14 protein-coding genes and 1 tRNA gene are annotated in these 20,860 nt (G+C 73.9%); 8 read left to right on the top strand and 7 right to left on the bottom strand.

Annotation, left to right across the window (positions count from 1 at the left end; genetic code table 11):
• Window positions 1-119 precede the first annotated feature (119 nt).
• On the top strand, window positions 120-797 hold the full coding sequence (locus ACFQ8T_RS08525; RefSeq protein ID WP_416345052.1) for a Crp/Fnr family transcriptional regulator: 678 nt from the start codon (window positions 120-122) through the stop codon (window positions 795-797).
• A 688-nt stretch (window positions 798-1,485) separates the two neighbouring features.
• Here ACFQ8T_RS08525 and ACFQ8T_RS08520 read toward each other — a convergent pair.
• Both ACFQ8T_RS08520 and ACFQ8T_RS08515 read right to left on the bottom strand, forming a co-directional pair.
• Window positions 1,486-1,947, bottom strand: a complete 462-nt coding sequence (locus ACFQ8T_RS08520; RefSeq protein WP_430546114.1) for a RidA family protein — start codon at window positions 1,945-1,947, stop codon at window positions 1,486-1,488.
• Window positions 1,947-2,111, bottom strand: coding sequence for a DUF4177 domain-containing protein (locus ACFQ8T_RS08515; protein WP_139820690.1), 165 nt, complete (start codon window positions 2,109-2,111; stop codon window positions 1,947-1,949). Before ACFQ8T_RS08515 ends, ACFQ8T_RS08520 begins: the two co-directional genes overlap by 1 nt.
• 131 nt (window positions 2,112-2,242) lie before the next feature.
• On the opposite strand from ACFQ8T_RS08515, the gene ACFQ8T_RS08510 reads away from it, so the two are divergent.
• The 4 genes from ACFQ8T_RS08510 (at window position 2,243) to ACFQ8T_RS08495 (ending at window position 8,648) form a co-directional block, all read left to right on the top strand.
• Entirely contained in the window at window positions 2,243-4,630 is a 2,388-nt protein-coding gene (locus ACFQ8T_RS08510; RefSeq protein WP_430546113.1) for a transglycosylase domain-containing protein, read from the top strand.
• A complete protein-coding gene (locus tag ACFQ8T_RS08505; protein ID WP_430546143.1) occupies window positions 4,627-5,556 on the top strand; it encodes a metallophosphoesterase in 930 nt (309 codons plus the stop codon). Before ACFQ8T_RS08510 ends, ACFQ8T_RS08505 begins: the two co-directional genes overlap by 4 nt.
• Window positions 5,557-5,649: 93 nt before the next feature.
• Window positions 5,650-5,726 (top strand) — tRNA-Pro (locus tag ACFQ8T_RS08500).
• 558 nt (window positions 5,727-6,284) lie between these two features.
• A complete protein-coding gene (locus ACFQ8T_RS08495; protein WP_430546112.1) occupies window positions 6,285-8,648 on the top strand; it encodes a LuxR C-terminal-related transcriptional regulator in 2,364 nt (787 codons plus the stop codon).
• Here ACFQ8T_RS08495 and ACFQ8T_RS08490 read toward each other — a convergent pair.
• Window positions 8,617-9,762, bottom strand: a complete 1,146-nt coding sequence (locus ACFQ8T_RS08490) for a glycosyltransferase (protein ID WP_430546111.1) — start codon at window positions 9,760-9,762, stop codon at window positions 8,617-8,619. The genes ACFQ8T_RS08495 and ACFQ8T_RS08490 overlap by 32 nt on opposite strands.
• Before the next feature lie 1,229 nt (window positions 9,763-10,991).
• Here ACFQ8T_RS08490 and ACFQ8T_RS08485 point away from each other — a divergent pair.
• The 3 genes from ACFQ8T_RS08485 (at window position 10,992) to ACFQ8T_RS08475 (ending at window position 13,723) form a co-directional block, all read left to right on the top strand.
• Entirely contained in the window at window positions 10,992-11,258 is a 267-nt protein-coding gene (locus tag ACFQ8T_RS08485) for a GlsB/YeaQ/YmgE family stress response membrane protein (RefSeq protein ID WP_429766673.1), read from the top strand.
• A 161-nt stretch (window positions 11,259-11,419) separates the two neighbouring features.
• A complete protein-coding gene (locus tag ACFQ8T_RS08480) occupies window positions 11,420-12,388 on the top strand; it encodes an epimerase (protein ID WP_430546110.1) in 969 nt (322 codons plus the stop codon).
• A gap of 87 nt (window positions 12,389-12,475) precedes the next feature.
• Complete coding sequence (locus ACFQ8T_RS08475) at window positions 12,476-13,723, top strand: NAD(P)/FAD-dependent oxidoreductase (RefSeq protein ID WP_430546109.1); 1,248 nt, start codon at window positions 12,476-12,478, stop codon at window positions 13,721-13,723.
• Here the strand turns inward: ACFQ8T_RS08475 and ACFQ8T_RS08470 are convergent.
• From ACFQ8T_RS08470 to ACFQ8T_RS08455, 4 genes are read right to left on the bottom strand one after another with little or no spacing between them, the layout of a single operon-like run.
• Window positions 13,713-15,119, bottom strand: coding sequence for a UDP-glucose dehydrogenase family protein (locus ACFQ8T_RS08470; RefSeq protein WP_430546108.1), 1,407 nt, complete (start codon window positions 15,117-15,119; stop codon window positions 13,713-13,715). The two genes, ACFQ8T_RS08475 and ACFQ8T_RS08470, sit on opposite strands and share 11 nt — an antisense overlap.
• A complete protein-coding gene (locus ACFQ8T_RS08465) occupies window positions 15,116-17,785 on the bottom strand; it encodes a phosphotransferase (protein ID WP_430546107.1) in 2,670 nt (889 codons plus the stop codon). The genes ACFQ8T_RS08470 and ACFQ8T_RS08465 overlap by 4 nt, the downstream gene beginning before the upstream one ends.
• On the bottom strand, window positions 17,778-19,565 hold the full coding sequence (locus tag ACFQ8T_RS08460) for an ABC transporter ATP-binding protein (RefSeq protein WP_430546106.1): 1,788 nt from the start codon (window positions 19,563-19,565) through the stop codon (window positions 17,778-17,780). The genes ACFQ8T_RS08465 and ACFQ8T_RS08460 overlap by 8 nt, the downstream gene beginning before the upstream one ends.
• Window positions 19,558-20,850: a glycosyltransferase family 4 protein gene (locus ACFQ8T_RS08455; protein ID WP_430546105.1), complete on the bottom strand. Its 1,293-nt coding sequence runs from the start codon at window positions 20,848-20,850 to the stop codon at window positions 19,558-19,560. Before ACFQ8T_RS08455 ends, ACFQ8T_RS08460 begins: the two co-directional genes overlap by 8 nt.
• Between the last annotated feature and the right edge of the window lie 10 nt (window positions 20,851-20,860).

Raw genomic sequence — 20,860 nt, 5'->3', positions numbered from 1 at the left:
CGTCGTGCCGCGATTTGGTGCGGTGAGGCAGACTGAGAACCGGAACACACCCTCTTGACAACCCCCGGACGACCGCACCCGACCCGGGACGGCCGCCCACGAACCACGTGAGGAATCCTGTGGACGACACCGTCGTGCTCTCCGCCCCTCTCTTCGCGGACATGGAATCCGAGGAGACGAAGGCGCTCTTCGAGTCCATGGTCCCGGTCGAGCTGACCCGCGGGGACGTCCTCTTCCGCGAGGGCGAGCCCGGCGACCGGCTCTACGTCATCGCGCAGGGCAAGATCAAGCTCGGTCGTCGGTCGAGCGACGGCCGGGAGAACCTGCTGTCGATCCTCGGCCCCGGCGAGATGTTCGGCGAGCTGTCCCTGTTCGACCCGGGCCCCCGCACCGCGACGGCCTCGTCCGTGTCCGACGCGCTCGTCTACGAGCTGCGCCACCAGGCCCTCGTGCAGTGGATCGCCGCGCACCCCAGCGTCGCCACCACCCTGCTCGGCGCCCTGGCCCGCCGCCTGCGCCGCACCAACGAGACCCTGGCCGACCTCGTCTTCTCCGACGTCCCCGGCCGCGTCGCCAAGGCGCTCCTCGACCTCTCCGCCCGCTTCGGCGAGCCCAACGACGACGGCATCCGCGTCGCCCACGACCTCACGCAGGAAGAGCTCGCCCAGCTGGTCGGTGCCTCGCGCGAGACGGTCAACAAGGCTCTGGCGGACTTCGCGACGCGCGGTTGGGTGCGTCGTGAGGGTCGCGCGGTCGTCCTGCTCGACATCGACCGTCTGGAGCGGCGGGCTCGCTGATCCTGGGTTTCGGTCGCTGGGTTGCGGCCGTCACCTCGGTTGCGGCCGACACCTCGCTCGCTGACGCAGGCGGGAGGGGCATTCTTCGCCGGGTCGCGTTCACGGGCGCCAGGGCGCCCTCCACTCCGGGACTTCTACGACCCGGCGAAGAACGCCCCTCCCGCCTGCTCTGCTGTCGTCTCACGGCCCTGATGCCCGACGACGGCGCACACCCCGCGACGTCGTCGCCCGCCCCGTGGCCCGAGGTTGCGCGACGTCGCGTGCGGTCGGGGTGAGGGCACGCTCGCTCGCCGTGGGGGGATCTGCCTGTGCTGTACCCCGGCCGGGGAGCCCCGTCCCTCGCGACCTGCTGTCGCCGAGCTGGTGTGACGCTGCGGGGAGCTGGCCGCCCGCTTGATGAAGATGGGGCCGTGGTCGCCGTCGAGCACGAGCCGATCCCAGGCCGGAGCTCCCGCGACCCTCTCCCTGTCCGGCGAGGGACCGCGCGACGCGCTGCGCGCCGTCACCACCGTCGTCGAGAGCGATTTGAGGTAGCGACGCGCGAGACGGTGCAGGAGCGGGTGGGGACGAGGTCCTCCGCCGGGTCGTAGACGTCCCGAAGTGGAGGGCCCCCTGGGGCCCGTGAACGCGACCTGGCGAAGGACCTCGTCCCCACCCGCGTCCGCAACCAAGAGCTACGGACAGAACCTCACAAAACCTCGACGACCAGCTCCACCTCGACCGGAGAGTCGAGCGGAAGCACCGCCACCCCCACCGCGGAGCGGGCGTGCACTCCCGCGTCGCCGAAGATCTCGCCGAGGACGTTCGAGGCGCCGTTGATGACGCCGGGCTGGCCGGTGAACGACGGGTCGGAGGCGACGAAGCCCGTCACCTTGACGATCCGCGCGCCGTCGAGGGTGCCCACGAGGGAGCGGACGGCGGCGAGCCCGTTGAGCGCGCAGGTGCGGGCCAGGTCGGCGGCCTCCTCCGGCGAGACGGCGGCGCCGACCTTGCCGGTCAGCGGCAGCGCGCCGTCGACGAAGGGCAGCTGGCCCGCCGTGTAGACGTAGTTCCCGGAGCGGACGGCGGGGACGTAGGCCGCGACGGGTGCGGCGACGTCGGGCAGGGTGATGCCGAGCTCGGCGAGCCGGGCCTCGGGCGAGGCGCTCATCACTGCCCGCCGGAAGGGCGCTTGAGGTAGGCGACCAGGTTGGTGCTGTCGGGGCCCGGGACGACCTGGACGAGCTCCCACCCGTCGGCCCCCCATTGGTCGAGGATCGCCTTGGTGTTGTGGATCAGCAGGGGGATGGTCGCGTACTCCCACGTGGTAGCCATGCCGCGATCGTAACCAGCGACCGACCCGAGCGCCGTCGTCCCGTCGCTCCCACGACGGGTCCACACGATCTGCACAGCGGGACCGGCGTCGCGGCCGTGCCGCCTCAGGCTCAGCCCGTACCCTGGTGGGCATGGCCAAATCCGACCCTCGCCGCATCACGCGCACGATGCCGGCGACGCAGCTCGTCGCGCTGCTTCTCGCGTTCGTCCTCGCGGCCGGTGTCGGCGGCGTCCTCGCCGCCGGGCTGGTCATCCCGATGGTGGCGGGAGCCAACGCCGCGGCCGACAGCACGGTCGCGATCTACGACGAGGTGCCCGCGGAGCTGGAGCCGCGGCCGATGTCGCAGCAGTCGCGCATCTACGCCGCGAACGGGAAGCTGCTGGCCACGTTCTACGCGCAGAACCGCATCGTGGTGCCGCTGGACGAGATCTCCGAGCCGATGCAGCACGCGGTGATCGCCATCGAGGACGAGCGCTTCTACGAGCACGGCGGCATCGACGTGCAGGGCATGACGCGCGCGCTGGCCAACAACGTGGCCGGCCATGCCACGCAGGGTGCATCGACGCTGACGCAGCAGTACGTGAAGAACATGCTCATCGACCAGGCGCTGCAGGACGGCGACCAGTTCGGCGTCATCAAGGCGAGCGAGGACTCGATCTCCCGCAAGCTCACCGAGGCGAAGATGGCCATCTCCCTCGAGAAGACGATGACGAAGGACGAGGTGCTGCAGGGCTACCTCAACGCCGCGCAGTTCGGGTCGCGCAGCATCTACGGCGTGGAGGCCGCGGCCCGCTACTACTTCGACAAGCACGCCTCCGAGCTGAGCATCGTCGAGGCCGCGACCATCGCCGGCATCACGAAGTCGCCGAGCCGCTTCGACCCCACGGTGAACCCGAAGGACGCCAAGGAGCGTCGCGACCTCGTGCTGCAGAACATGTGGAAGCTCGGGTACATCTCCACCGAGGAGCGCGACGAGGCCAAGGACACGCCGATCAAGAAGTCGCTCGACGTCAACCCCACCGAGATCGGCTGCGCCGCGGCCGCGGACTCCGCGTTCTTCTGCGACTACGTGACCAAGGAGATCGTCACCAACCCGGTGTTCGGCGAGACGAAGGCCGAGCGCCAGCAGCTGCTGTACCGCGGCGGCCTCGAGATCCACACCACGCTCGACCCGAAGAAGCAGAAGGCGGCCGCCAAGGCGGTCAAGAACGCCGTCCCCGCCGGTGACTCGAGCGGCCTGCAGTCGGCCATCGCGTCCGTCGAGCCGGGCACGGGGAAGATCCTCGCGATGGCGCAGAACATCCCCTACACGCCCTCCGAGGGCAAGGAGGGGACCACGCGCGTCAACTACGCGGCCGACCCGACCCACGGTGCGTCCGGTGGCTTCCAGGTGGGCTCGAACTTCAAGCCGTTCGTGCTGGCCGAGTGGCTCAAGGAGGGTCACACGCTGTCGGAGCGCGTGAACGCGAACGAGGTCACCCGCGTGGTGGGCAACTTCCAGACCAAGCCGTGCGTCCAGTGGCTCGGCCCCGAGACCTGGCAGCCCGGAAACTCCGAGGGCGGCGGGCGCGGGTACATCAGCGCCCTGCAGGCCACGTACGAGTCCGTGAACACCGCCTACGCGTCGATGGGCTACGAGCTCAACCTCTGCAAGCTGCGCAGCACCGCGTGGGACATGGGGTTCCGGCCCACCCGCTCGGTCCACAAGGACAGCAACGGCGGCGTGGTGACGTCCCCGGAGGAGAAGGACATCGACATCCAGGCACCGATGATCATCGGCACCCAGGAGTCGACGCCGCTCTACCAGGCCGCCGCCTACGCGACGCTCGCCTCGGGCGGCACGTACTGCTCCCCCGTCGCCATCACCGCGATCACGGGCCCCGGCGGCAAGGAGTACGACGTCCCGGACGCCAAGTGCGACAAGGACGCCCTGCCGTCCAACGTCGCGAACACCGTGGTGTACGCGATGGAGAAGGTCTTCACCGACGGCACCGCGCGGCGGCTCGGCGGTCTGGCCGACGGCCGTCAGGTCGCCGGGAAGACCGGAACGTCCCAGCTCTCCGCCCAGACGTGGTTCACCGGCTTCACGCCCAACCTCTCGACCTCCGTGTGGGTCGGCAACGCCGACAAGCCGATGGAGGACCACACCGAGGGCAACGTCGTCAACGGCCAGTACTACAAGGTGCTGTACGGCTCGACGATCGCCGCCCCGGCGTGGAAGGAGTACATGGACAAGGCGATCCAGGACGTCCCGGTGAAGAGCTTCGGCGCTCCCGACCAGTCCATGATCGGTGTCACGGCCCCGCCGCCCTCGTCGGGCGGTGACGACGGCGGCGACACGAGCGACGACGACGGCGGCGACAACGGCGGCGACAAGGGCAACGAGCCCAAGGGCGACAAGGGCAACGACCGCGGCGGCAACGGCAACGGGAACGGCCGCGCCGACGCGGCGGCCGCCTGGGACGCCGTCCAGAACGGTGACTGGGAGTCGCTCGGCGACGCCTGGGGCGACAACTGACCCCCGGCTGGCAGGTCGCGGGCGGGCTCGTCGCCGCCGGCGTCGCGGGACTCGGCTACGCCCACCTGGAGACCAAGCTCTTCACGGTGCGCCGGGCCACGGTTCCGGTGCTGCCGGCGGGCGAGCCCGACCTGCGGGTGCTGCACGTGTCCGACCTGCACCTCACGCCGTCGCAGAGCCGCAAGATCGCCTGGGTGCAGTCGCTGGCGGAGTACGAGCCGCACCTGGTGGTGAACACCGGCGACAACCTGGCCCACCGCGACGCGCTCGGGCCGCTGCTGGAGGCGCTCACCCCCCTGCTCACGACGGCGCCCGGCGCGTTCGTCATGGGATCGAACGACTACTACGCGCCGGTGCCGAAGAACCCGGCGCGGTACCTGCGGCGCGACACCCGCATCGTGCACACCCGCCCGGCCGAGCTGCCCTCCGACGAGCTGGCCGGCGCGATGGTCGCCGCCGGGTGGCGGGACCTCACCAACCGGCGCGACACGGTCGAGGCCGACGGCCGGCTGCTGTCCCTGGTGGGCGTCGACGACCCGCACCTGGACCGTGACGACTTCCCCCCGTCGTCGGCCACCACCGGCGGCACGCCGGACGACGCGGTGCTGCACCTCGGCGTCACGCACGCCCCGTACCGGCGCGTGCTGGACCGGATGCAGGCCGACGGCGCGGACGTCGTCCTCGCGGGTCACACGCACGGCGGGCAGCTGCGGCTGCCGGGCGTCGGCGCGCTCGTCACCAACTGCGACATCGACCGGCGACGGGCCAGCGGCCTGCACGGCTGGCCCGGTCCGAGGCCCGACGAGACGGGCGGCGCGGGCTCCGCGTGGCTGCACGTGTCGGCCGGCGCGGGCACCTCGCCGTACGCCCCGGTGCGCTTCGCGTGCCGCCCGGAGGCGACGTTGCTCACGTTCACCGCCCGGTAGCCGGATCTCGTTTTCGTCCAGGCCGGATCGTCGGCTATTCTGAGCAGGCTTCCGCACGAGGACGTAGGTCCTGCGGCGTGGGAGCAGGTCCTTCGGGGTGTGGCGCAGCTTGGTAGCGCGCTTCGTTCGGGACGAAGAGGTCGCAGGTTCAAATCCTGTCACCCCGACCACCAGAGAGGCCCTCTGAACAGCGGAAACGCTGGCCAGGGGGCCTCTTGCTTTGCCCGCTGGAACCCGGAACGGCCGCTGGGGGCTTGACCGGGGGGCCTACGCCTGAGGAGTGCGCCCGTCTCCCGGCATCGCACGTCGCAGGGAGTCAGGCATTGTCGGCCGGGGTGCTGGGCTTCACGGGCGGCGGGGGTTGAGCGGGTCATCGCCGGCCTCGCAGAAGGCCTGCAGGATGCGTGATGCCTCCTCGCGCGGTGGGGTTCTCGTGTTCATAGGGTGATGCCATGTCCCTGCCGCAGCTCCATGAAGAGCTCACCACCGAGATCGTGCGGGAGGTGCGCGGGGGCGGCAGCGTGGTGTTGACGGGGCTCCCGGGCTCCGGGCGCACGTCGCTCCTCTCCCGGGCCGGCGACCTGCTCGATGATGCTGGACACCGGGTGGTGCGGCTCCGGGGTGCGCTCGCGCTGCGCGACCAGGACCTCGAGGCACTGGCGGTCAGCGAGCTCGGGCGGCTGCGGCCTGTCCGGGGCCCGTCCCTGCTCGCCACGTACGTCACCGCAGTGCACGAGCTCGCGGAGGACCGAAGCCTCGTGCTGCTGGTGGACGATGCGGACGATCTGGACCGGTCGTCGATCGGGGCGCTCGTCGCGGCATGGGGGCGGCGGCCGTTCCCCCTGGTCACTGCCACCCGCCCGTACGCCACCCTGGAGGAAGGCCGGGCGTCGCTCTCCGCCGCGGTCAGCCCCGTCGTCCGGATGGCGGTGCCGGCGCTCAGCTACGAGGAGACCGCGCAGCTGGCCGAGAGCCTCCTGGGCGGTCCGATCGAGGCGACCACGGCGGGGCGCGTCCACGCGAAGTCCGGCGGGATGCCGGGCCTCGCCGACGCCATCGTGCGGGCGGCGCGGCGGGGGCAACGGCTCGTCGAGGTCGACGGCACATGGCGGGCGCGCGGCGAGCTTTGGACGCCGGACCTGGGCGAGGTGGTTGACCACCTGCTCGTCGGGCTCGAGGGCCCGGCCCTGCACGCCGTCCGGTCCCTCGCGCTCACGGGACCGGTTTCGACGACGGCCGCCGGGCGGATCGTGCCGTGGTCGGTGCTGGAGGAACTCGACGCCAGGAGTCTCCTGCGCACGCTGCCACAGGGCCGCACGACGCTCGTCGGGCTCTACCCGCCGCTCATCGCGGAGCACCTGCGGCATGCCGGACGCGACACGGTGATGATGCGTCTCTCCCGAGAAATCGAGGAGGCGTTCAGCCAGGACGCGAGCCCCGAGGATGCCGCCGCCATCAGCTCCGAGGGCGCGCTGCGGCGCGCGCACGCGGTGGAGAGCTTCTCGACGGTGGAGGGTCGTGAGCGCGCGGTGGTGCTCGATCGCTACCTCGCGCAGCAGGCGGCGCGCCTACAGCTGGTCCGGGCAGCCGAATGGCGGGACGAGCCCACGCCGACCACGGCGACGCGCTACCTCGAGACACTCCTCATGGTCGGCGCGAACCAGGCGGTCGCGAAGCGGATCGTCGCGGAGACGCCGGAGGTCGGGGACCCGCTGGCCGTGGTGCAGCTCCGCTCACTGGCCGCGATCCAGCTGGCGATCCTCGAGGGTGACATGCCCGCGGCCCGGGCGAGCCTGCGCCGCCCGCTGCCGACCGAAGTGATGGCGGCGGACCCCGACACGGCCGACATCCTCGAGCTGCTCGGGCGGCGCCTGGGGCTGACCCTCGAGAAGGTTCCGGCCGACCCGATCCCTGCCTGCGCTGGCGGGCCGGTCGTCACGACCCTGCGGACGTTGGTCGAGGCCGAGACCCTCGTCACCACTGGCAGCGCGGACGACGCGGTCCGCATTCTCCGCGACCTGGAGCCGGAAGCGCGGCTGGCCGACGACGCGCTCGAGCCGCAGTTCTCCGTCCTGGCACGGCCTCGTGCTGTGGCCCGTGGGCTCGCGCTGCTGCTCACGGGCGACGCCCGGGGAAGCCTGGCGTGGGCCTCACGCCATATGGACGAGGCCATGGCCGGACAGGACATTGAGGGCCTGTGGGCGCACGGATACGTCAAGGCGTTCGCGCTGGCTCTCGCGGGGCGGTTCGACGAGCTACGCGACCACGTCGGCACCGTGCTGTCGCTCGGACTGATCCCCGCCCGTCAGGCACAGCTCGCCGTCGGCAACCTGGTCATCGGCGCTTTCGTCGCCCTCCGGCAGGGCCGAACCGAGGCGGCACGCATGCTCGCGCGGCAGGCGCGGGGCGTGTCCCGGCTGCCCGGGCCCTGGCCCTTCATGTCGATCGGCTGGTTCGACGGCGTTGCCGCCGCCATGGCCGCCGCAGACCCGCGGGGGGAGGCGGACGCGTTCTGGCAGGAGGCGGAGGTGCTTGCTGAGCGCGGGTACACCGTCGCGGCCGCCGCCATGGGCGTCCTGTCCCTGGAGGCCATGCCCGACGGCGAGCGGGCCCGCCGTGTGCGCGACATGCTCGACGGCTCGCACTCCCTCGGGCTTGAGGCGCTCGCCCAGCTCGCCGAAGTGATCGTCGGGGACGACCCAGCGCCCGCGCTCCGCCTGTACCGGCTCGCGCTCCGGCACGGCGCGGGGCTGTACGCCGCGCGCGCCCTGCACCACGCCCTTCGGGGCCTGCGAGCCCGCGGCGACGAGGACGAGGCCGGGAGGCTGGTCGCCGAGGTCCGGGCGGACGACCTGCTCCCCGACGCCATGGTCTCGGCGATCGACGAGATCGACGCGCTGGACGGCACTACCGCACGCGAGCGCGAGGTCGCGCTCCTGGTCGAGAGCGGCATGACCAACCAGCAGATCGCCGGCCGGCTGCTCATCTCCACGTCGACCGTGGAGAACCACCTGAACCGCGTCTACCGCAAGCTCGGGATCGACGGGCGTGCGGAACTGGTTACCCGCCTGCGCCAGCGCGTCCGGTACTGACGGGCACGCGGGCCCTCCCGTCGTCACTGGTGGTGACGTGATGCCAGCCCGCGTCCCGCCCCGTGTGGTGCAGCCACACCGCGTGGAGGTACGCACGCTGCAAGGCAAGGTCGTAGAACAACTCAGGCAGAATCCCCGCCGCCAGGGCGCGAGCTCGCCAGCCGGCCTGCCACACGGTCGTGAGGCGCTCGACCAGGAACACCCCGCCGATCGCGAGCCAAAACGGCACCAACTGGAAGGTGCCGGTCACCACGGCAAGGACGGTGAGGCCGACAAGCGTGGCCAGCATGATCGCGCTCAGCGTGAGCATCACTTGCTGGCCGTGGTACCGCAGGGTCGTACGGGTCACACCATAGGCCGCGAGGTTGTCGAGCATGCCCTTGTACCAGCGAACCCGCTGCCGGTGCAGGTCTCGCCAACTGGGCATGAGCTCCGTCGTGCAGCGCATCGACAACGGCGACGCGAGCTCGTAGCCGAGCGTCCGCAGCGCGAGCGTCAGCTCGCTGTCCTCGGTGATCGCGGCGCGATCGTAGACGTCGCCCGCGACCCCGGGGAGCCGGCTACCACGCTCGCGCGCGACCTCCTCAAGCGCTTCGCGCCGGATCAGCGCGGCGGTGCCTGTGAGCACGCTCGTACGCCGGGTGACGTCCACCTGGACGCCGTAGCGTTCGTACTCGTTGGCCTGGCAGCCCCGCAGGTATCCACGAGGGGACTCCCCCTCGAACACCCCACCGACCGCGCCAAGGCTGGGCCGGGAATCGAGGAGACGCAGCCCGTCCTCGACGAACCGGGGCGTAATCGTCGTGTCGGCGTCCAGCGCCAGCACCAAGTCGGTCCGAACGCGTCGCAGCGCCTGGTTCAGGGCTCCGGCCTTGCGGTCGCGGTTGCCGCTCGTCTCGACGACATCTGCGCCGTGGGCGCGGGCAACGTCCGTGGTGGCGTCACTGCAGTTGTCCGCGACGACGACCACGCGGCCGGGGCGCAGCGTCTGGTCCGCCAACGACCGCAATGTGCGCGGCAGCGCCTCCTCTTCGTCGTGGGCGGGCACCAGGACCGTGACTCGTGGTGTGATCGGGCCTGCGGCCGAACGGGCCGCCGACCCCCGAGACGTCATCGCCCTTCCCTTTGAGCCCTGCGTCGCAGGACGCGGGCCGTCATCACCAGCGCGAGGCCCGCGACAACCAGCGTCCACGCCCCGATCACCATGTACGTCGAGGCGACCGCGCCGGTCATGGCAAGTGCGCCGCCCGACTGTGCCACTGCCGACTGATACATGTGACTCCTCCTTGTGGTTGGTGGAGCCCCACCGTCGAGCCAGCCGAGGCACGGCACAGACCCATACCTGCGTATGGGGTACAGGGGAGACCGGGGTCGGGTGCACATACCCAGCGGACTGGGCGCGATGTCCCGTCTACCTGTGGGCCGATCGAGGGCAGCACCCATGGGGCTGATCGATGGGTCGCGGAGATTTCGAACCCGGTCCTGGTGCACGTCAGAAACATCTGGTTCTGAAGCCCTCGGGGTGTGCTGCTCGTCGAGGCACACCCCCGTGGACCTCGCGGCGTTCCAACGTCGGGACACCGACGTGCCGCGCAGATTCAGGCGCCCGCTCACGTCGTCGCGTGAGAACTTTCCTTACTGACTCAAGCGCGCGGCTCCGCCGCGCGGGCTCGGCCTCCCGTGCTCCGCTACCGATTCATCGCCCTCCCATGTCCCCACCTCCACGAGACGACGCGCTGGGGGCGCAACCGGGGGCTTACCGCCGCGACCACCAGGGGACGCCGGCGGACGCCAACCCGCAGAACAACAACGAACCGAGACCAATGCCCGGCGTCGGATTGCCTGCGGGACGAAGAGGTCGCAGGTTCAAGTCCTGTCACCCCGACCACCAGAGAGGCCCTCTGATCAGCGGAAACCCTAGCCAGGGGGCCTCTTGCTCTGCCTGCTGAGGCCCGGGAACGGTCGTGGGGGCTCGGCTGGGGGCCCGCGCGCACGCGGTGACGGGTGGCGTACCGACCCACGTCCGGGGAGAGTCGCTGCGCGATCTGCAGACCGAGCCCTCCCTCGCCGGCAAGCGGTCGTCGACGTTGGGTGCCGAGCGGAGATCATGGTCGGCGACGTCCAGGAGCCGGACGGTCGCCGGTCGCCGGTCCGGCGAAGGACGCTAGCGCCCCAACCGTCAGCACGCGCGGCGAAACCCCCGGCTACCTGCGAGGCCGCCGTGTGCCCTTCGCCACGTGCCCTTCGGGATGCGAGCCACGAAGACCCGTGGAAATGTCCCGGCCCGACGCAGAAGTGCGTTTTGCTGTGAAGTTCTGTTTCCTGAACGAAAAGGAGATCGTCGTGAGCATCATCGGGTGGATCCTCATCGGGCTCATCATGGGAGCGATCGCCCGGGCCATCGTTCCGGGGGCGCAGAAGGGCGGCTGGATCGTCACGCTGCTGCTCGGGATCGTCGGCGCGCTCGTGGGTGGGTTCATCGCATCGGCTGTCTTCGGCACCAGCGTGAACGACGAGTTCTTCGACCTCGGCACGTGGGGCTTCGCTCTCGTCGGGTCGATCATCGTCGTGGCGATCTGGTCGTGGGCCACAGGTCGCAAGCACGCCTGACTCTCCGTCGCTCGCCCCCTGCGCGTCACGACCCGCGCAGGGGGCGAGTGCCGCAGTCCTGGGTCCGGCCGCGCGCCAGGCCGAGATACTGATCTCGATCGGCGCCGGCGTCGCCATGCGGGCCTACTACGGCGAGCCCGACGTCGACGGAAGGGATGACGATGCGCGGACGTGCGGTGGTCGCGGGCTGGAACGGGTTCATCGGGCACCGGCTGGTGGCCGACCTGACGGAGCGCGGGTACGACGTCGCCCGCGTGGGGCGCACGGGTCCCGAGGCCCGCTGGGGCGACCCCGCGGCGCTGGCCGCCGTCGTCGACGGCGCCGACCTGGTCGTGAATCTCGCGGGCAAGAGCGTCGGCTGCCGGTACACCGAGGCGAACCGCGACGAGATCCTGCGCTCGAGGGTCGCCACCACGCGGGCGCTGCACGAGGCGATCGCGGCGGCCACGGCGCCCCCACGACTGTGGCTCAACGCGAGCACCGCCACCATCTACCGGTACGCGGCGGACCGACCGCAGACCGAGTCCGACGGCGAGCTCGGCACGGGCTTCTCCGTGGACGTCGCCCGCAGCTGGGAGCGCGAGCTCTTCGCCGGCGACCTGCCCGGCACGCGCCGCGTGGCGCTGCGCATGGCGATCGTGCTCGGCGGGCCGGCGTCCGACCTGCTGGCCCGGATCGCGCGGCTCGGCGTGGGCGGGCCGCAGCACGACGGCTGGTGGTTCCCGCACCGCCGCTACCGCGGCATCGGCGACGAGCCGACGGGCGGCCCGGGGCCGGTCCACCGCTCGGGCGGCCGGCAGAAGTTCTCGTGGATCCACGTCGACGACGTGCTCGCCGCGATCCGGTTCCTCGAGTCCCACGACGAGCTCGGCGGGCCGGTCAACCTGTCCGCACCGTACCCGAGCGACAACCGCACCCTCATGGCAGAGCTGCGCCGCGCCGTCGGCATGCCGGTGGGCCTCCCGATCCCGCGCTGGCTGCTGGAGCCCGCGCTCTGGGCGCTCCGCAACGAGTCCGAGCTGGTGCTCAAGAGCCGCTGGGTGCTCCCGGAGAAGCTGACCGCCGCCGGCTTCGAGTTCTCCTGGCCGCAGATGGGGCCCGCGGTCGCCGACGTCGTCGGACGCCGCTGACGCGTCCGGGCGGAGGGTCGCCAGCAGCGCGGAACTGTGGCACCGTCGGCCTCAGAAGCCCTCGTCCCCGCTGGTCAGGAGTCCACCATGCCCGCGTCGTCCACCGCACCCGTCGTCGTCGTCGGAGGCGGCCTGGCCGCCGCCAGGGCCGTGGAGGCCGTCCGCGAGCAGGACCCCGACGTCCACCTCGTCGTCGTCACCTCCGAGGGGCACCGCCCGTACGAGCGCCCGCCGCTGTCGAAGGACTACCTGCGGGGCCAGGCGGAGCCCGACGTCATCTACCCGCTCAAGGCGGGCTGGTGGGACGACCACGCCATCGACCTGCGCACGCTCACCACCGTCGTGGACCTCGCCCCCGCCGACCACGAGGTGACGTTCGCCGACGGCTCCACGCTCGGCTACTCGAGGCTGCTGCTCGCGACCGGCTCCACGCCCCGCGCGCTCCAGGTGCCGGGCCGGAGCTTCATCGGCGTGCACACCCTCCGGACGGTCGACGACGCGGACCTGCTCGCCGGCCTCCTGCTGCCCGCGTCGCTCGAGGGCGAGGGCAAGGTGGTCGTCGTCGGGGACGGCTGGATCGGCACCGAGGTGGCGGCGTCCGCCCGGATGCTCGGTCTCGACGTGTGCCTCGTCGGCCAGACCGAGCACCCCCTCCAGGCCACGCTCGGCCCGGAGCTCGGCTCCCTGTACGGGCGGGTGCACGACGAGCGCGGCGTCCTGCGCCACCGGGGCGACGTCGTCGCGTTCACCGGGGAGTCCGGCCGGGTCAAGGGCGTCGAGCTGGCCGACGGCACCCACCTCGAGGCCGACCTCGTGGTGATGGGCGTGGGCGTCACGCCCAACGTGGGCATCGCGTCGGCCGCGGGCATCGAGCTGCGCTCGCGCGACCTCGGCGGCGGGATCGTCGTCGACGGCACCCTGCGCACCTCCGCGCCCGACGTCTTCGCCGCCGGCGACATCGCGTCCGTCCCCTCACCGCACTACGGCCGCCCGCTGCGCGTGGAGCACTGGGCCGTGGCGCAGGACACGGGCGCGCACGCCGGCCGCGCGATGCTCGGCGACGACGCCGCCTACGACGTCCTCCCGTACTTCTTCAGCGACCAGTACGACGTCGGGATGGAGTACAAGGGCTACGTCGACCCGCGCGCCGGCGACACCGAGGTCGTGATCAGCGGCTCCGTCGACGACCGCGAGCTCGTCGCGTTCTGGCTGCGCGACGGCGAGGTGCAGGCGGGCATGGCCGTCAACGTGTGGGACCGCATGGACGACGTCGAGGAGCTCATCCGCTCGCGCCGCCAGGTCCCCCGCGCCGAGCTGGAGGCGTTCACGGGCTGACCGTCGCCGGGCCGACTGCGGGGCGGCCGAGGGCGCGGACCCGCCAGCCGGCGGCGGCCCAGCGGTCGGCGTCGAGCGCGTTGCGACCGTCCACGACGACGCGGCGCGCGGGCTCGAGGGCCGCCGGGTCGAGGTCGCGGAACTCCTGCCACTCGGTGAGGTGCAGCACGAGGTCGGCGCCGGTGACCGCCTCCTCGACGGTGTCCGCGTAGCCCAACGTGGGGAACGTGCGCGCGGCGGTGGCGTTGGCCCGCGGGTCGTGCACGCGCACGTGCGCGCCCTGCAGCTGCAGCTGGGCGGCGACGTTGAGCGCGGGCGAGTCGCGCACGTCGTCGGTGCCGGGCTTGAACGCCGCGCCCAGGACGGCGATGCGGCGCCCGAGCACGCTGCCGCCGCACTCCTCGACCGCCAGCGCGACGGCGCGCGACCGGCGCCGCATGTTGATGGCGTCGACCTCGCGCAGGAACGTCAGCGCCTCGTCGACGCCGAGCTCGCCGGCGCGGGCCATGAGGGCACGGATGTCCTTGGGCAGGCAGCCGCCGCCGAAGCCGAGGCCCGCGCTCAGGAACTGGTGCCCGATGCGGGCGTCGTGCCCGATCGCGTCCGTGAGCGCGACGACGTCGCCGCCGGCGGCGTCGCACAGCTCGGCGATCGCGTTGGCGAACGAGATCTTCGTGGCGAGGAACGCGTTCGCCGCCACCTTGACCAGCTCGGACGTGGCGAGGTCGGTGACGAGGAACGGCACGCCGGCGTCGACGACGGGTGCGTACAGCTCGCGCAGCGCCTTCTCGTGCCGCGGGTCGGCGACGCCGACGACGATCCGGTCCGGGCGCAGCGTGTCCTCGACGGCGCGGCCCTCGCGCAGGAACTCCGGGTTCCACGCGACGCCCACCTCGACGCCCGCGGGGGCGAGGCGGTCGGCGAGCGCCTGCAGCCCGGCCGCCGTGCCCACGGGGACGGTGGACTTGCCGACGAGCAGCGCGTCGCCGCGCAGGTGCGGCACGAGCGCGGCCACGGCGGCCTCGACGTGGCTCGTGTCCGCGGCCATCGAGTCCCGGCGCTGCGGCGTGCCGACGCACACGAAGTGCAGGTCCGCGAACGCGGCCGCCTCCGCCGGATCGGTCGTGAACCGGAGGCGCCCGGCGGCGGTGTGCCGCTCGACGAGCCCCGCCAGCCCGGGCTCGTAGAACGGCAGGCGCCCCGCGGCCAGGTCGGCGATCTTCGCCGGGTCGGTGTCCAGGCCGAGCACGTCGTAGCCCAGCTCGGCCAGGCACGCCGCGTGCGTCGCGCCCAGGTAGCCCGTGCCGATCACGGTGACGCGCGTGGGCTCGGGCACGGCGGCGTCGGCTGCGGTCCCTGCGGTGGTCGTGGCGGTGGTCGTGGTGGCGTGCGTCATCGGTCCTCCAGGGTGAGCAGGGCGGGCTCGAACGGCAGGGGCCGGTCGAGGTCGGTCAGGAGCGCGCCGGGCACGTCGCGGGGCGCCGGTCGGAAGGCGTACACCGCGGCGAGGCGGGCCCGGGCGGCGGTCGCCCAGGCCCGCAGCGCGGCCGGGTCGGAGCCGGAGCCGTGGCCGTAGCCGTCGACGAGGGCGCGGGCCACGCGGGCAGCGCGGGCGGGCGGGCACAGGCCCTGGTGGACGCGCAGCTCGAGGTGCACGAGCAGGTTGGCCAGGTCGAGCGCCGGGTGCGCGACGGCGGCGAGGTCCAGGTCGAGCAGGCCGACGCGCACCCCGCCGCCGGCGACCGCGTCGTCGTCGAGGTGCACGAGCAGCTGCTTGTCGTGCAGGTCGCGGTGCGCGAGCACCGCGGGGCCCGCGGGGGCGGCGGCCAGCGCGGCACGCACCCGCCGGACGACGGCGTCCGCGGCCGCGTCGGTCGTCGCGCCGTGGGCGGCGGCCAGCCCCCACCAGCGGGCGACGACCGCACCCTCGGCCTCGGCGTCGTGCGCCACGAGGCCCGACGGCGCCGCGTCCTGCAGCAGCCGCAGCCCGCGCCCGACCGCGCGCCCCGCTTCGTCGAGCACGAGGCCGGGCACGGGGTCGAGCCCGCCGTCGGGCACGTCGGGCTCGCGCAGCAGCTCGTGCAGCGTGCGCCCGGGCAGCGCGGTGGTGGTGACGAACCCGTCGCCGCGGCCCACGACCTCCGGGGTGGCGAACGCCGCCGACGGCACCGCCACGTCGGCGGCCTCGCGCCCCGGCCGCGTGACCTTCGTGTACGTGCCGGAGGGGTCGCGCACCACGCCGCGTCGTCCCGAGCGGTGCGCGACGAGCGTCGCGCCGTCCCGCACGCGCGCGGCGAGCGACGGCAGGTCCGGGTCGGCGCCGTCGGGCTGGAGCACCAGCCCGCCGCCGGCGACCTCCCGCGCCCGGGCGTCCACCCGGACGGCGAGGCCCGCCGCCGTGCACGCGTCGGCGTCCCAGCGGCCGGCGACGACCCGGCCGTCGGCCTCGGTGCCGACCACGAGCAGGCGGTCCGCCCGCCGCGGGACCACGGCGGAGAGCCGCCGGCCGTCGTCGGCGAGGACGTCCGCCAGCGCGCACGCGACCGGCGCGTACCTGATCCGTCCCGCCGGCGGGACCGTGCCGTCCGTCGCGGTGGACGTCGCGGGCATGGCGGGCGGTGCGGGCACGGCGGGCGCCCCGGCCGTGCCCGCGGCGGTCCCGGTGCGGGCACGGCCGCCGCGCGACGCCGCGGCGTCGAGCACGTCCCCGAGGTCACCGCCGGCGCCGCCGAGGACGTCGCGGGCGAGGCCGACGAGCCGCGCGGTGCGGTCCGCCCAGCCCGCCTCCCGGCGGCGGAACGGCTCGGTGGCGCGGCGCAGCAGGTGCGCCGCGGTCGCGTGCCGCAGCGCGGTCCGGTCGGGGGCGGGCGCGCCCGCGTCGTCGCGCCCCGCGAGGACGGCGGCGAGCCGGGCCGCCGCCGGGACGTCGTCGTGCGCCCGGACGAGGCTCGCGGCCAGGGATCCCAGGTCCTCCTCGGGAGCGCCCCACCGGGCGGCGTCGCCGTCGACGAGCCACAGCGCGCCGGAGGGGTCGCGCACGAGCTGGTCGAGCGAGAGGTCCCCGTGCAGCGGGACGGCGCGGCCCGGGGCGGTCGGCCGGTGCCGGTCGAGCGCGTCGGCCAGCGGCCCGACCGTCTCCGTGAGCCACGGCAGCAGGCCCGCGAGCGCGTCGGCCACGGGCCGCAGCCCGGCCCGGGCGGGGACGTCCCGCGCGGGCCGTGGCAGCAGCGCGGTGGCCGACCCGTGCAGCGCCGCGACCGCCGCGCCGACGTCGCGCAGCCCGGCGTCACCGAGTGCGCCCGCGGCGTCGAGCGCGTCGAGCGGATCGCCGTCCACCCACCGCGTCACGACGACCCCGCGGCTCGGGTCGTGCGCCAGGACCCGCGACGCGGGCACGCCCGCCGCGGCGAGCAGCCCGTACCCGGCGAGGGCGCGCGGCACCGCCGTCGGTCGCGCCAGGCGCAGGAGCACGCCGCCGCCGTCCGTCGCCACGTGCAGCACCGCGCGCCGCTCGGGGTTGTGCCGCAACAGCCGGGCCGCTGCGCCCTGCCCGGGACCGTCCGGCCCTGCACCGTCCTGCCCGGCACCGTCCTGCCCGACACCGGGCAGGCCGAGGTCGGCGAGCACCGCCGACGCACCGCCGCGGGCGAGGAGCCGGGCTCCGGGCAGGTCGCGGTCGGCCGCCCAGCCGGTCACGACCAGCCCGGCGTCCGCGTCCGCCAGCACGACGTCGCCCGGCGCGGCACGACGCAGGGCCTTGGCGAGCTTGGGGTGGGCGTGGTCGGCGTAGGCACGTACGAGGAGGTCGCGCGGGGCGCCGACGTCGGGCACCCAGCGCGCGGCGAGCAGGCAGCTGGTGCGCGGCTTGTAGCGCAGGTAGGGCCGCGTCACGACGCCCGACGTGCCCGTCGCCGCCGCCACCCTCCGCGCCAGCGCCGCCGGGTCGAGGAGGTCGGCCAGCGCCGGCACGGCCGGGTCGCGGGCGACCAGCTCACGGTCGGCCACGCGGTCGGCCGCCCCGTCCATGATGCGACCGGGTGTCTCGATCAGCCGCTCAGCCACGACCCACCCCCGCGGGGGCGGCCGCGCCGAGCACGGCGTCGGGCGGGCCGGACGCCACGATCCGCCCGGCGTCGAGCCGCACGACGCGGTCGCAGTCGCGGGCGGCGTCGAGGTCGTGCGTCACGACGAACGTGGTGCGGCCGCGGGTGAGGCGGCGCATGGCGTCGACGACCTCCCGCTCGGTCTGCTCGTCGAGGCCGGTCATGGCCTCGTCGAGCAGGACGACGGGCGCGTCGAGCATCGCGGCGCGCGCGATGGCGATGCGCTGCCGCTGCCCGCCGGACAGGGTCGCGCCGCGCTCCCCCACGACCGTGTCGTAGCCGTCGGGCAGGGCGGTGACGAAGTCGTGCGCGCCCGCGACGCGGGCGGCACGCTCGACCTGGGCGTCGGTGGCGTCGGGGACGGCGGCGGCGATGTTCTCGCGCACGGTCCCCCGGAACAGCACGCTGTCCTGCAGCACGACGGCGACCGACTGCCTCACGCTGCGCAGCGTGAGGTCGCGCAGGTTGTGGCCGTCGATCCGCACGACGCCGGACTCGGGGTCGCGCAGGCGGGACAGCAGCGAGACGAGGCTGGACTTGCCGGCCCCGGACGTCCCGACGACCGCGACCCGCTCCCCCGGCCGCACGGCGAGGTCGAGCCCTCGGAGCACCGGGTGGCCGGGCACGTAGGAGAACCACACGCCCTCGAACCGCACGTCGCCGCGGGCGTCCCGCAGCGGGCGCGCCCAGCTCGCGTCGACCACCTCGGGGCTGCGCTCCAGCACCTCGACGACGCGCTCGCTCGACGCGCCGGCCTGCGCGATGCGGCCGGTGTACTTCGCGATGTCGCGCATCGGCTTGAACGCGGCCTTGAGGTAGGTGAGGAAGACGGTGAGCTCGCCCGGCGTGAGGGCGCCGTCGAGCACGCGCTGCGCCCCCACGTAGAGCACGACGGCGGTCGCGAGGCCGACCAGCACGTCGGTGGAGCGCTCGAGGCCGGCGGACAGCCGCTTCGCCTTGACCCCCTCGCGCAGGGAGGACGTGTTGGACCGGGCGAACCCGGCGCTCATACGGTCCTCGAGCGAGTACGCCTGCACCACCTTCACGGCCGCGAGCGACTCGGTGGCCAGGGACGCGAGCTGTCCCTCGGCCTTGCGCTGGTCGCGCGAGACGTGCCGGATGCGCCGCGACAGGCGGCCGCTGGTGAGCAGGAAGACGGGCAGGACGACGAGCATCACGAGCGCCAGGACCGGGTCGAGCACCGAGACAACCACGACCATCCCGACGAGCGTCACGACGTTGCCCAGCATCGGCAGCATCGCGGTGACGGACACCTCCTTGAGCCGCCCGACGTCGCTGGTGAGCCGGGTGACGAGGTCGCCGGTGGTGGAGCCGTCGTGGAACCTCAGGCTGAGCCGCTGCAGGTGGTCGTACAGGTCCGCGCGCACGCCCGTGAGGACGCGGTTGCCGGCCAGCGCGAAGCACACCGTCATGGCGTACGCGGCACCCGCCCGCAGCAGGACGACGACGAGCAGCGACCCCGCGGCCAGCGCGATGACGAGCCCGAGGTTCGCGGGCGCCGGCCCGGCGACGCTCGACCCGGTGGCCGCGACGATCCCGTCGACCACGTACTTCAGCGGCCACGGCTCCAGCAGCCGCATCGCGACCTCCGCGAGCAGCGCCAGGCCGCCCAGCACGAGCAGCCGCCGCTCGGGCCGCACGTGGTGTCGCAGGTGCGGCCAGAACCGGCGGAACGACCGGCCCGCCGCCCGCACCGACCGCTGGCGATCCTCAGCCACGGCGACCACCCCCGTCGGCGAGGGCCGCCGAGGTGTCGGGAAGCGCGACCCCCGCGAACCCCAGCGCCCGGCGCACGACGACCGACCAGTCGTGCCGCTCGACGGCGACGTCCCGGGCGCGGACGCCGAGCGCGGCGCGGCGGTCGCCGTCGTGCGCGAGCGCGACGACGGCGTCGGCGAGCGCCGCGGCGTCACCCGGCGGCACGAGCACCCCGGCACGGCCGTGCTCCAGGGCGTCGGGCAGCTCGCCCACCGCGCTCGCCACGACCGGCAGCCCGGCCGCCAGGTACTCGTAGACCTTGAGCGGCGAGAAGTAGAAGTCGTCGAGGTCGGGGTACGGCGCCACGGCGACGTCGGCCCGGTGCAGCAGCGCGGGGACCTCCGACGGCGCGACGGCGCCCGCGTGCTCCACGGCGTCCGCGATCCCGAGCGCGTTCGCCCGGGCGAGCACCGCCTCGCGCTCGGGGCCGTCGCCGACGAGCAGCAGGCGCGCGTCGGGCACGCGGTCGCGCACGCCGGCGAACGCGTCGACCAGCACGTCCAGCCCGTGCCACGGCTTGAGGGTGCCGACGAACAGCACGGTGAACGCCGTCGCGTCATGCCGGACTCTTCGCGCGGACGTCTCCCTCCCGACGTGGAGCGCGCCCTGGCGCCCGTGAACGCGTCCGCGCGAAGAGTCCGGCAGGTCGCGACGGCCCCCGCACCGGTCCGCGGCCGGAACGATCCGCCCGGTGTCCACACCGTTCGCCAGCACGTGGACCTTCTCCGGGTGCTCGCCGGCGCGGTCGGCCGCCCAGGCCGCGACGGGCCCGCTCACCGCCACGACTGCCGTCGCCGCACCGACGGCCGCGCGGGCGCAGCGCTCGGCTGCTGCCTCGTCGACGAGCTCGCGGTGGGTGCGCTGCTCGGCGACGAGCGGCGCGTTCACCTCCAGCACGCTGGGGACGCCGACGTCGCGCGCCCAGGCAGTGGCCGCCGTGCCCCAGAGGGAGTAGCGCTCGTAGAGGAGGTCGATCCCGGCTCGCTCGTGCAGCGCGTCGAGGAGGTCGCCGACCCGGTCGTCAGCGTCCCGCAGGGCCCGCTCGCGGCCGGCCGTCGATCCGGTCGGGGCCACGCGGACGCGGTGCATGACGACGTCGGTGAGGTCTTCGGGGACGTCGTCGCCGGGGCGCGTGGTGACGACGTGCACCTCGGCGCCGGCGCGCACCAGCTCGCGCAGCACGGCCTGGACGTGCACGGACGACCCCTTGCGGCCGAACACCGGCACCCCCGGATCGGAGCTCACGTACGCGACC

The sequence above is a fragment of the Isoptericola sp. NPDC056618 genome (genome assembly GCF_042792715.1).
GTDB classification, from domain to species: Bacteria; Actinomycetota; Actinomycetes; order Actinomycetales; family Cellulomonadaceae; genus Isoptericola; species Isoptericola nanjingensis.
This window is presented reverse-complemented; position numbering and strand designations above follow the sequence as displayed.